Here is a 12,266-nt window from a genome sequence, read left to right as displayed (position 1 = left end):
GGCTGTCAAGCGGAGGGATGCAGATGGACCGTCAAGAGATCGTCGATGCCGCGCTGGACCTGCTCGATGAAGGGGGTGAGGCGGGCGTCAGCATGCGAGCGGTCGCCACCCGTCTCGACGTCAAGGCGCCCTCTCTCTACTGGCATTTCCGCTCGAAACAGGATCTCCTCGAGGCCATGGCGGATGCGATCGTCGCCGAGATGGGAGATGTCGCGGTCGGCGACGGCGATCCTTCCGAGCAGCTCTTCACGCTGTTGGCTCGGTTCCGCACGTCGTTGCTCGCCCGTCGCGATGGCGGCAGGGTCTTCGCCGGCACCTTCGCGCTCGGGCCGCACGTCCTCGACCTCAGTGAAGCGGCAGTGCCTCTGCTCCTGCGCAGCGGCGTCAACGATCCCGGTGATGCGTTGGATTCCTGGTTCAACCTGGTGCGGTTCACGGTGGGGTCCGTTATCGAACAGCAGTCCGCTGCGGATCAACCTCATCAGGTCGACCGGCGCAGCCTGTTCGAGCAGCTCAACGCCGATCGACCGACGATGCTGCGGGTGGCCGCACGTATCTTCGAGCCGGACGAAGACCGACGATACGAGTGGGGAGTGCGACAGCTCCTGCGCGGCGCTGATTCACCTCGAGCCTCGACGGACTGAGCTCTCTTCTCGCGCGAGCAGCGGCACGCCATCCGTGCTCTCGAACCGCCGCAAGCCCGTGTGCGCCCCGATGCCGCGTCTCGTTCACCATGAACTGGTCATGAGTCCAACGGTGCCTGGGCGAGGGCGATGACGAGCTTCTGTGCGGATACGCCGCGGCGAAGGGTGTTGATGGCATCCTGGATCGCTGGAAGGCCGTGTCCCGCGATGTGGGCTTGCGGGTAGGGGCGATGACTGCCCGATTCGAGCGCGGTGGGAAGGTACGCACCCCAGATGGCGGGACCCACGGGGGAGGTGGCGATGGCGCTTCCCCAGATGAATGATGCTTTGATGCCGCGGGCGCGGCTGCGCAGCTGCAGGAGTGCAGTTCGCGTTCCGAGCTTCATGAAAAGGCGGATGCGTGCGAGGGAGAGGCCGCGACGACGAGGTTGTTCGTAGAACGAGACGGGCGGACTCGCCATTGCGATCTTCGTGGCACTGGTCGCACGCGCGATCCTCAGACAGGGCTCGGCCGATCCCACCGCGACGGCGAGAACGCCCGCCACCACGGAGCCGCCGATCTCTTCGATGATCTGATTTGCAGCCTCGGGGTCGTGGTAATCGAAGACGCCTTCTGCTCCCAACCGCCTCATCTGGTCGTGATTCTTCGCAGAGGCCGTCGTGATGACCCGATAGCCGGCTGCTCGGGCCAGCTGGATCGCGTTGCCTCCGACGGCTGTGGCGCCGCCCCACACGACGACGACCTCGGCGCGGTGTGCCGCGTTCCCGAGTCGGGAGTAGTCCAGTCCGAGTTGGTCCTTCTCGAAGAGACCGGCCGCCGCTGTTGATAACGCCAGCGGTAGGACAGCGGCATCTTCGAAGGCGATAGTGGCCGGGAGGATGGCCGCAAGGCTTGCGTCGACGGCGACGTAGGCTTGGAAACCGCTCTCAGCGACGGCGTCCCGGCCCTTCTCCAGGCCGATTGCGTACGCCACGACGCGATCTCCGATGGCGAACTCGTTCACGCCCGCACCGGTTTCGACGACGACGCCCGCGACGTCTTCCCCGAGGATCACCGGGTACTGCAGCCATCCGTACATGACGGTGCCGTTGGACTGGATGATCGCATCGAGCGGATTCACCGCCACCGCGCGCACCTCGAGCAACAGCTGTCCCGGTCCGGGCTTCGGCATCGGGGCCTCTCGAATGATCACATCCGCATAGGGAGAATCGATCCACGCCGCAGTGTTGTCGCTCATACTCGTCCGTTCTTCGATGACATTTCGTGTCGTCAAGTCATCTTACGACAGTTCGTGTCATCATGGTCTTATGCCTCGATGGTCACCGGATGCTGCATTGCGGCTGGAAGCTGCGGCGATGGCTCTGTTCGCAGCACAGGGGTACGCGGGGACCACCGTTCCCCAGATCGCCGAGGCGGCGGGGCTGACCACGCGGACGTTCTTTCGTCACTTCTCCGACAAACGCGATGTGCTGTTCCTCCGAGATCGCGAATTTCCTCAAGTGGTGAGCGACTTCATGGAGTCCGTCCCGCCGGAACGCAGTGGGGTCGTCGCCGTGCGGGAAGGGCTCACAGCCGCATGCCGGGGCATCCAGGGCTGGCGCGAACAGATCGCGCGTCGACGCAGCATCGTTCACGGCGAGCCAGCGCTGCGCGAGCGTGACCTACTCCGCAGTCATTACCTCGCGCGTGCCATCGAAGAGTCGTTGCGCGAACGCGACCTCGACCGTCAGCAGGCGCGAACGTTGGCAGCCCTCGCCGTGACCTGCTTCGAGCTTGCGGTGGACAGATGGCTGGAAGGGCCGGCTGATCTCGCGCTCGAGGATGCCCTGACGTCCGTGTGGAACGACGTTCGAAGTTGGATCGGCGCGTGACGCTGGGGCCAGCCCGTGGGGTCATGGGAGAGCGGGTGCCTGTTCGCCGTCGGCGGTCAGGGCGATGCGTCATCCCGCGATAGACCGAGGGCCTCACTCAGGGGATTTTCACGTGCTCTTGATCAGGCGTTCACGCCGCGCGCGGGTCGACGCCGCAGCGCCAGCATCCCGCCGGCGACAACGGCAGCGAACGCGGCTAACGGCCACATACCTGTCGCGCCGCCGCTCTCGGCCAACTCCGCCGCCCCCGTCCCGGGAAGCGGAGCGGCCACCGCTGCCGCACCGATCACGATGTCGTACGACGCCACGGCATCGGGCGATGCCTCGTTGCTCGCGACGACCGTGACCGTATATGTACCGGCTGTCGTCGGCCGTCCGCTGATGACGCCGGTGGTGGAGTCCAAGGTCAGCCCGGGAGGCAGCGAACCCTCGGTGACGGTGTAGGTGGGGGTGGGCGTTCCGGATGCCGTGATCGTGTACGTGTAGTCGGTGCCGACCTGTCCGGCGGTGGGCGATCCTGAAGTGATCTCAGGGCTCGAGGTCACCGTTCCCGGAGGCGTGTCGCACTCGGTCGGGGCGGTGATCAGATTCGTATCGAGCGTGACGGCTCCGGTGCGAGCGAGGAGGCGGCCCTCCACCGAGGCCGTCGTCAACGCGGTGACCGAGACGTTCGCCATCACGGTGCCGACGAACTGCGCGCCGGATCTGATCGTGGCCGACGTGCCGACCTGCCAGAAGACGTTGCACACGCTGGCCTCGCCCGCCATGATGATGTTCGATCCCGCGCCGATCGTCAGGGTGGAGGCCGCCTGGAAGATCCAGACCGACTCGGCCGTGCCCTCCAGCGTCAGGGAGCCCGTCAGCGAGAGCTCTCCTCCCGCGTACACGCCGGGGACCAGCGAGGCATCCGTGAGATCTCCGAGTCCGGAGGCCATCGGTGTGAGACCCGCGGCGGTGTTGTAGGCGGTGGTCAGATCGGCCTGTGCCTGCGCGGCGATCTCGTCGGTGGCGTGGACATCGCCGTTGATGACTCCGGGCGGGAAGCCCGTGATCGATGTCTCCGGGCTGACCCCCACGTCGCCGTTGATCACCGTGAGGCCCGTGTTGGTGACGGCGGACGCCCCCAGCACGCCGAAGGGTGCAGCGGTACCGAGGTCGATCGGGCCATCGATCGTGGTGTCGGCAGTCGCGGCACCGGGTGCGGCGACCAGCACGAGTGCTGCCACGAAGGACAGAGTGAGGAGGCGAGCACGTACCTGGCGCATGACGCACCTTCCGTTAGGGAGGGCATCGTCATCAACAGACGTCAACAGGTCTGCACCTGTCGTCTGTCTATCACCGATATACCGAGATTCCCGATCTCGAAGCGATTGACAGCCCAACCGTGACCTTCGAGGTGCGGATACTCTCCGACCGCGGCGCCGGTGCACAGCATCCTCATTCCCGCCGATTCGTAGACTGAGATCACTGCGCCCGAGCAGAGGAGGACCGCATGGACCACACACCACTGTCCGAAGCGAAGCCGTGGCTCGCCTCGTACGCCCGCGACGTGCCGCCGGAGATCGACGAGATCACCCAGACGCTGCCCGACATGCTCGCGGCGAGCGCCAAGAAGCATGCCCGGCGAACCGCGCTCGAGTTCTTCGGAGCGACGACCAGCTACGCCGACCTCGCCGATCAGGTGCGCCGCGCAGCGGAGGGGCTTCGCCGTCTCGGCGTCGCTCAGGGCGACCGTGTCGCGCTGGTGCTGCCCAACTGCCCTCAGCACGTGGTCGCGTTCTACGCCGTGCTGCGCCTGGGAGCGATCGTCGTCGAGCACAATCCGCTGTACACGCCTCGGGAGCTGCGTCACCAGTTCGAGGACCACGGCGCACGGTTCGCGATCGTGTGGGACAAGGTCGCCGACACCGTCGCGGACTTCCCATCGGATGTGCGCCCCGAGGGCATCATCACGGTCGACATGACGCGGGCGATGCCCACGGCGCAACGGCTCGCTCTGCGACTTCCGATCCCTCGGGCGCGCACGGCGAGGAACTCTCTGACCGCCACGCCGAAGAAGCATCGCGGCTCGATGGAGTGGGAGCGCCTCGTACGCAATCGCCCTCTCGCGAAGCGCGCACCCTCTCCGAAGCTGAGCGACGTCGCACTGCTGCAGTACACGAGCGGCACGACGGGCGAGCCCAAGGGGGCGATGCTCACCCACCGCAACCTGCGAGCCAACGCGATGCAGGGGCGGGCGTGGTTGCCCGGTCTGCAGGAGGGCGCCGAGACGGTCTACGGGGTGCTGCCGCTGTTCCACGCCTACGGGATGACCCTGTGCCTGACGTTCTCGATGAGCATCGGGGCGCGGCTGGTGCTGTTCCCCACGTTCGATGTCGGACTCGTCGCGAAGGCGCTGCGCAAGAGCCCGCCGACCTTCCTGCCCGCCGTGCCGCCGATCTACGACCGCCTGACGAGAGCGGCATCCCGGGATGGCCTGGATCTCTCGACCGTCCGGTTCGCGATCTCGGGCGCGATGAGCCTGCCCGTCTCCACGGTCGCCCGATGGGAGGAGGCCACGGGCGGTCTGCTCGTCGAGGGATACGGGATGACCGAGACCTCTCCGGTCGCTCTCGGAAACCCGGTCGGCCCCACGCGTCGACCCGGAACCGTGGGGATCCCGTTCCCGAGCACCACGATCCGCGTGGTCGACCCCGACGATCTCTCCGTCGACGTCGCATCCGGTGAGCCCGGAGAATTGCTCATCCACGGCCCGCAGGTCTTCTCCGGATATTGGGGACGCCCGCAGGAGACCTCGGAAACCCTCCTGGAGGGCGGGTGGGTGCGCACCGGCGACATCGTCACCGTGTCGGAGGACGGCTTCGTGACGGTCGTGGATCGTCGCAAGGAACTCATCATCACGGGCGGGTTCAACGTCTCACCCAGCGAGGTCGAGGAGGCGCTGCGCTCGCACCCGGATGTCGAGGATGCCGCGGTCGTCTCCCTCCCGCGCGGAGACGGGGCCGAGATGGTCGCGGCTGCCGTCGTGCTGCATGCCTCCGCCGCCATCGAGATGGAAGCGCTGCGCGACTACTGCCGCACCCGACTCGCCGCCTACAAGGTGCCGCGCCGGATCGTTCCCATGGACGACCTTCCGCGATCGTTGATCGGGAAGGTTCTGCGCAAGGACGTCAGGCAGCGGATGCTCGACCAGAAGCGAGCGGGATGATGCCCTCTCGAGTCGTCTGCCCCAAACAGGTTTCCTCGAGAGGGCTTCCCCGTCCTTCCCGGACGGCAGGGGAGGCGGCGATGAAATCTCGCTGCTCTCGTGGCTGATTCCCCAGTCCTCAGCCTTGTAGCCCCCGCTACACATAGCAGAGTATCCCCAAAAAGTCATGTCCGCCATTTGGGGGACAAAGAATTTTGAAAATCGTGATCTGGAGCCATGTCTATCTTCCGCGGATGATGCTTCCTAAGGTGGATACATGGACAGATCGATCGTGATGCCGGGACAGATCGCCATCGCGCAGGGACACCGCGTCGAGGCGACGGAACGGCTCGATCCGCTCTCCGGCGAGGCCGTCATCGTGACCCTCGTCGACCTCGAGACGAACATCCGGTACCGCATCGCCGAAGAGGGCTACGGCGTCGACCTCGTCCGCTGGCTGGGCCGGGTCCTCGACTGCACGATCAGCGTCTCGGCGACCGGCGCATGCACCGAACTGCGCATCGACGCCACCGGGCCCGGCGCGGTGGGCGCGAAGGTGGCCCTCCGCGACGCGGATGCCGCGGCCGACGCCGCGAAGGCCGAAGCCGACCGCTGGGGCGGAGCCGACCGGCCCCCGCCCGAAGAGCCGGAACGCTTCTGGTGAATGCTCCACCGCTCACCGGAAGTCCCGGGAGCGGTGCGAGAGGCCCGTGCGCAGGTCTTCGAAGGCATCCGCGAGCACATTGATGACGCCCTCCTCCGAGCGCTCCAGAATGCCGCGGATGATGAGCGCGGGGGAATCCCTGGCGACGCGGCGGTAACGGTTCCAGACTCCGGTCGAACACACGATGTTGACCAGGCCGCTCTCGTCCTCGAGGTTCACGAAGGTGACGCCGGCCGCCGTGGCCGGACGCTGCCGATGGGTGACGAGACCGGCCACCTCGATGCGTCGACCCACCTCCTGATGACGGAGGTCATCGGCGGTGAGCACGCCGCGTTCCCGCAGGGCATCCCGGAAGTGCGTCATCGGGTGGTCATCGATGGAGACGCCCGTCGCCCACAGATCGGCGGACAACCGCTCGTAACTGGTCTGATCGGCGAACAACGGAGGCTGCACGGAGACCGTGGTCCCGGGGAGAAAGCGGGCGCGATCGTCGGCCGCGGCGCCGGCGAGCCAGATCGCCTCCCGCCGTTCCAGGCCGAGGCAGGCGAAGGCCCCGGCCGTCGCCAGCGCCTCCAGCTGCGCCGCGGTGGCATCCGTGCGCCGCACCAGATCGTTCAGATCGCGGTAGGGGCCGTGCGCCTCGCGCTCGCTGACGATCTTCTCGGCCATCGGCACGCCGATCCCACGCACCCCGCTGAGCCCCATCCGCACGGCATAGCCGCCGTCCCGCCGATGGGCCGCCGCCTCATCCGGGGCATCCCGATCGAAGCGGAGGGTCGCGGGCTGCGGCATGACCCCGCAGGAATCCCGTCCGGTCGGACGCCTCTCCGTCGTCTCGGAGAGCGGCTCCAGCGTGTCGGTCGCCCCCGACACCTGCAGGTCGGGCCGCCGCACCTCCACGCCATGACGACGTGCATCCGCGGTCAGGGTCGCCGCGGAGTAGAACCCCATCGGCTGAGAGCGCAGCAGGCCGGCGAGGAAGGCGGCCGGGTAATGCAGCTTCAGCCAGGAGCTGGCATAGACGAGGAGCGCGAACGACAGCGAGTGGGACTCGGCGAATCCGAAATTCGAGAATGCCTGGATCTGGGCGTAGATGCGATCGGATGCCGCCTCGTCGAGGCCCCGCCTGGCCATACCGGCGTAGAGCTTCGAACGCACCTTCTCGATCTTCTCGAGCCCTCGTTTGGACCCCATGGCTCGGCGCAGCAGGTCGGCCTCATCGGCGGTGCAGTCGCCGACGGCCGTCGCCATCTGGATGAGCTGCTCCTGGAAGATGGGCACGCCCAGGGTGCGCTTCAGAATCGGTTCGAGGTCGCTGTGCGGGTAGGGGATGGGGAAGTCCACCGGCTCCTCGCCCCGGGCCGCACGCTCGCGGTTCTCTTCATCGACCCTGTCCTTCGCGATCTTGCGGCGTACGAACGGATGCACCGCCCCACCCTGGATGGGCCCGGGGCGGATGAGGGCGATCTGGATGGCCAGGTCGTAGAAGCTCCGCGGTTGGAGCCGGGGGAGCAGGCCGATCTGCGCGCGGGACTCCACCTGGAACACGCCGATCGAGTCCGCACGGCAGAGCATGTCGTAGACCCCGGGCTCCTCCTTGGGAAGCGTCTCGAGCGTCCAGACCTCGCCGGTGGCCTCGTGGATCATGTCGAAGCAGTGCTGCAGAGCCGCGAGCATCCCCAATCCCAGCAGATCGAACTTCACCAGCCCCATGAAGGCGGAATCGTCTTTATCCCACTGGATGACCGTGCGATTCTCCATGCGGGCATGCTCGACCGGCACGACTTCGCCCACCGGACGCGCCGTGAGGACCATGCCGCCGGAGTGGATGCCCAGATGCCGGGGCGCTTTCATCAGCTCGCCGGCATAGGCGAGCACGTTCTCGGGGATGTCATGGCCATCGGCCGGCTCGAGGCCCGCGCTCCACCCGTCGACCTGTCGCGACCACGAATCCTGCTGCCCCGGTGAATGCCCGAGCGCCCTCGCCATGTCGCGCACGGCGTTCTTCGGTCGGTACTGGATCACATTCGCGACCTGCGCTGCGCGCTCGCGGCCGTACTCGCCGTAGACCCACTGGATGATCTCCTCACGGCGCCGGGAATCGAAGTCGACGTCGATGTCCGGCTCCTCCTGCCGGGTGGTCGCGAGGAACCGCTCGAAGGGGAGACCGTAGAGGATCGGATCGACCGCGGTGATCCCCAACAGGTAGCAGACTGCGCTCGCCGCGGCGGACCCGCGCCCCTGGCAGAGGATGCCGCGTCTGCGCGCCTCGGCGACGATGCCGTGCACGATCAGGAAGTAGCCCGGGAAATCCTTCTCCTCGATGACGTTCAGCTCGCGTTCGATGCGGCTGCGCCCGTCGGCGCCGATGCGCGGATACTTGGCCGGCACCGCCTCCCACACGAGCTTTCGCAGCCAGCTCATCGGCGTGTGCCCCTCCGGCACCTTCTGCTGCGGCAGTGCCGGACGGGCGAGACGCAGGGGGAAGGCGGATGCCGCGGCCAGCTCGAGCCCCGACGAGATCGCTCCGGGGTAGCGCTGGAACCTCGCGGTCATCTCTGCACCGCTCCGCAGATGCGCCGCACCGTGCGAGGGCAACCACCCGTCGAGCTCATCCATGCTGCGCACCGCACGGACGGCGGCGACCGCCTCGGCGAGAGGGGCCTGCTGCGGGGTGGCGTAGTGCACGTTGTTCGTCGCGACGACGGGCAGATGCATCCGCCTGGCGAGCTCCGCGAGGGTGTCGTTCCTCCTGGTGTCCTGCGGGTCGCCCTGATCGAAGAGCTCGACGGCGACATGATCGGCCCCGAAGAGGTCGACGAGACGGCGCAGAGGAGTCGCGGCATCCCCGCGTTCCAGCCCCTGCCGCACCCCGCCCTTGCGGCACCCGGTGAGGATCGTCCAGTGATCGCCGGCGCTCGCCGCGAGCTCATCGAGGTCATACACCGGACGCCCCTTCTCGCCACCTCGCAGCTGAGCGGCGGTGATGGCACCGGAAAGGCGGTGGTAGCCCTCCATTCCCCGGGCCAGTACGAGCAGATGCTCGCCCAGGGGGTCGGGCATGCCCCGCTGCGGTCCGGGGAGATCGAGGGACAGCTCGGCCCCGAACACCGTCTGCAGGCGCACCTCCATGAGGTCGGCCACCTCTGCGAAGCGCGCAGCGCCGTAGAAGCCGTCGTGATCGGTGAGGGCGAGAGCGGTCAGGCCCAGGCGCTCCGCCTCAGTCAGGAGCGCCTCGGGAGAGGAAGCGCCGTCGAGGAAGGAGTACGACGAATGCGCATGCAGCTCGGCGTAGGGCACGGCGTCTTCCGGCCGGGGGATGTCGAGAGGGGTGGCCTTCTGGCGGCGTCTGCTCACCGGGCCGGGGTCGACGCGAGGGCTCCGGGGCTCGGCACTGGCCGGTGACGGTGGCTCGATACCGCTGAGAGTGCGCTCCAGGTCGTTCCATTTCAGAGGAGGGTTGTGGAAGCCCATCAGCGATACCGCCCCTCGGCCCACCAGCGGTCGCCCGTGCAGAACACCAGCCACGCGCGATCCTGGTCGTCGACGACCTGGAAGCGGTGCCCCCGTTTACCGCCTCCGGCCGCCCAGCGGCGTTCGTGGACGGGCCAGGGGCCTGCCCAGGCGAGCACTCCGGTGCCGTCGATGAAGGCGGGCGCAGCCGAGAGCGTCCCCCGCTCGTCGATGCTGATCGTGTCTCCCCCCGCGGCACGCAGACCGAGGGGGCGCGGAGGACGGAAGACTTCGGCGGGAAGCGGATCGGGGAGGCTGCCCGGCCACGGAGGAGCAGGATCACGGGGTGCCACGGCACGCTCGCCCCACGGGGTGAGCACCTGACGATCGGCGAGCCACCGTCCGCCCGCGAGGGCCGCGGTGACGACGCCCTGATGCCCCAGCATGGTCTGCACCCTCGAGACCGCATGGTGCAGCCGCTCGTCGGTGCCCGACCCGAAGAGGCCCGGCTGGTGATGGGCGGCATCATCGACCGCAACAGGAAGGATCCGCACTGCGACGATGCCGCCGAATGCCCGGGCCTCGTCGACGGGAGCCTTCGCATTCTCCGCGGCCAGCGCCTCCAGCTGCCATCGCACGCGATCGACCAGATCCGAGGCGTCGAAGCAGGTCGGATGCAGCCACGTGCGGGAGAACACGTGCCCGTTGTCATCGGTGAGGTCGATCCGCACCTCGGTGCACACGGTCGACGCCTCACCGAGGCCCAGCAGCACGGCATCCGCCGTCTGCCGCACGGCGAAGGCGACCTGGTCGGCACCGCCCAGAGGAGCCTCGAACTCGATCTGCCGTGCCAACTCGGGGTCGGGAGGGCGCGGTGACAGCGGACGGGAGTCCGCACCGGCGGCGAGCGCCTGCAGCCGGGCGCCGTGCTCGCCGAAGCGGTCGCGCACATCGACGGCGGGGAGCGCGGTGAACTCACCGAGCGTGCGCACGCCGAGGCGGAGGAGGAGACCGGTGATCTGCTCGTCGCGCAGCACCTGCACGGGGAACGGGGCGAGGAAGTCCTTCGCTCCGCCGGCGGGGACAACCGTGCACGGGGAGGGACCCCGCGCGGCGATCTCCGCGGTGAAGGGGCCGTCGGCCACGCCGATGCGCACCTCCGGAAAGCCTGCCTCGGCGAGGACTGAGGCGAGCGCGGCAGAGGCGCGGTCTTCTCCGCCGTGATAGCGCGAGATGCCGCGCGCGCGGAGAACGGCGAGGCCGGGGCGCAGCAGGGTGACGCCGGGGGCATGGCTCTCGATGAGCTGGAGGACGGGGAGGAACGCGCGTTCGTCACGGGCCGGATCGTGGGGGAGAACCTGCAGTGAAGAGAGGCGCCCCTGCGCTTCTCGGCGGCGTTGCCCGGCGCGAACGCCGTGCTCGCGTGCGGAGGCCGTGCACGCGGTGACCGTGTTCGCCTGCATGAGCGCCGTCGGCGGATGCGGGGGCGGCCCACCGAGAGCCGCGCGCAGCGGCCAGTCGGGGAACCACAGCACGAGGACGCGCAGGGGCTCGTTCATCCTGCCTCCGCCCAGCGCAGGAGTTCGGGCGCGGGATCGGCGGGACGCGTGGTGAGGGAGGGGAGGGCGGTGAGCTCGGCGGCAGCGGATTCGAGGGCGCCATTGCTGCCGGGGAGCCGCACACGGATACTGGCGGCGAGAGGCCGACGCCGGGTCTGAGCGGTCACGGTCACCGTGCGGTCGGAGAGAAGACCCCACCCCGCACCCAGTCCGTTCCAGTGCGGGTCGTGCACGCGGATGGACCCCTCGCTCTGCGCCCAGACGCCGGTGACGAGCAGGGTGCATCCGCGGTCGCGCAGGCGTGCGCTCAGGCGGGAGATGTCGGCCTCGCGCATCCGCGAGCCGGGGTGGACCGCGATGAGCGGGACGACCTCGGCGAGGGCCGAGGTCGCAGCGAACCAGCGGTCTCCCGGTTCCGGGACGAGGATCAGTCGATCGAGATCGATGCCGAATCCGGCGGCGGCCTCCACTCCGAGCGTGGGCATGCCGATGACCGCGCACCAGTGCCCTTTCTGCGATGCCGCGCTCAACAGGGCGAGGACGAGACTCGGAGAGGGGGAGAGCGAGTAGGCGGTGCCGGCCAGCAGCCCGTCGTCCGGCAGCAGCGAGGACAGTGCGGGGTCGAGGGGGAAGAGCGCCTGGTCACTGCGACGGCGCTGCATCCGACTGATCTCCCGGCGCAGGCGAAGCACCTCTCCGGCGCGATTGTCGCTGGTCGGAGAGAGCGCGGTCACCGCATCGAGCCCGATCCCCATGTGTCCATCCTCGAAGATATATTCGAATATATCAAGTACTGAAGATGACACTAATTCGTACATCGGACATTGGCTCACGATGCTCGAGGCCGACGGGGGAGCGCACTTATCCACAGTGCGTCCCGGAGCATC

Annotated in this window: 9 protein-coding genes; 4 read left to right on the top strand and 5 right to left on the bottom strand. The window is 68.2% G+C overall.

The window, feature by feature from the left end:
• Positions 1–23: 23 nt before the first annotated feature.
• Positions 24–644 carry a TetR family transcriptional regulator gene (locus ACIOSY_RS12755; protein WP_400853743.1) on the top strand — a complete coding sequence of 207 codons (621 nt, stop codon included), beginning with the start codon at positions 24–26 and terminating at the stop codon, positions 642–644.
• Between the two features lie 98 nt (positions 645–742).
• Here ACIOSY_RS12755 and ACIOSY_RS12750 read toward each other — a convergent pair whose 3' ends face one another.
• On the bottom strand, positions 743–1,882 hold the full coding sequence (locus ACIOSY_RS12750; protein ID WP_400853741.1) for a zinc-binding alcohol dehydrogenase family protein: 1,140 nt from the start codon (positions 1,880–1,882) through the stop codon (positions 743–745).
• A gap of 118 nt (positions 1,883–2,000) precedes the next feature.
• Here ACIOSY_RS12750 and ACIOSY_RS12745 point away from each other — a divergent pair, with 118 nt between their 5' ends.
• On the top strand, positions 2,001–2,516 hold the full coding sequence (locus tag ACIOSY_RS12745; RefSeq protein ID WP_400853739.1) for a TetR/AcrR family transcriptional regulator: 516 nt from the start codon (positions 2,001–2,003) through the stop codon (positions 2,514–2,516).
• A 122-nt stretch (positions 2,517–2,638) separates the two neighbouring features.
• Here ACIOSY_RS12745 and ACIOSY_RS12740 read toward each other — a convergent pair whose 3' ends face one another.
• Entirely contained in the window at positions 2,639–3,742 is a 1,104-nt protein-coding gene (locus ACIOSY_RS12740) for an ice-binding family protein (protein WP_400853737.1), read from the bottom strand.
• 266 nt (positions 3,743–4,008) lie between these two features.
• Here ACIOSY_RS12740 and ACIOSY_RS12735 point away from each other — a divergent pair, with 266 nt between their 5' ends.
• The gene (locus ACIOSY_RS12735; protein WP_400853735.1) at positions 4,009–5,724 is read left to right on the top strand and encodes a long-chain-fatty-acid--CoA ligase; all 1,716 of its coding nucleotides are present in this window, start codon (positions 4,009–4,011) and stop codon (positions 5,722–5,724) included.
• A gap of 256 nt (positions 5,725–5,980) precedes the next feature.
• The gene (locus ACIOSY_RS12730) at positions 5,981–6,367 is read left to right on the top strand and encodes a hypothetical protein (protein ID WP_400853733.1); all 387 of its coding nucleotides are present in this window, start codon (positions 5,981–5,983) and stop codon (positions 6,365–6,367) included.
• A 12-nt stretch (positions 6,368–6,379) separates the two neighbouring features.
• On the opposite strand, the gene ACIOSY_RS12725 is transcribed toward ACIOSY_RS12730, so the two are convergent.
• The 3 genes from ACIOSY_RS12725 to ACIOSY_RS12715 are packed head-to-tail and all read right to left on the bottom strand — an operon-like array spanning position 6,380 to position 12,134.
• Positions 6,380–9,841, bottom strand: coding sequence for an error-prone DNA polymerase (locus ACIOSY_RS12725; protein WP_400853853.1), 3,462 nt, complete (start codon positions 9,839–9,841; stop codon positions 6,380–6,382).
• The gene (locus tag ACIOSY_RS12720) at positions 9,841–11,379 is read right to left on the bottom strand and encodes a DNA polymerase Y family protein (RefSeq protein WP_400853731.1); all 1,539 of its coding nucleotides are present in this window, start codon (positions 11,377–11,379) and stop codon (positions 9,841–9,843) included. Before ACIOSY_RS12720 ends, ACIOSY_RS12725 begins: the two co-directional genes overlap by 1 nt.
• Complete coding sequence (locus ACIOSY_RS12715) at positions 11,376–12,134, bottom strand: hypothetical protein (protein WP_400853729.1); 759 nt, start codon at positions 12,132–12,134, stop codon at positions 11,376–11,378. Before ACIOSY_RS12715 ends, ACIOSY_RS12720 begins: the two co-directional genes overlap by 4 nt.
• Between the last annotated feature and the right edge of the window lie 132 nt (positions 12,135–12,266).

Origin of the sequence: Microbacterium sp. NPDC087665 (genome assembly GCF_044743285.1) — a bacterium.
Lineage (GTDB): Bacteria > Actinomycetota > Actinomycetes > Actinomycetales > Microbacteriaceae > Microbacterium.
The sequence above is the reverse complement of the archived record's forward strand: the minus strand, read 5'-3'. Positions and strand labels throughout refer to the sequence as shown.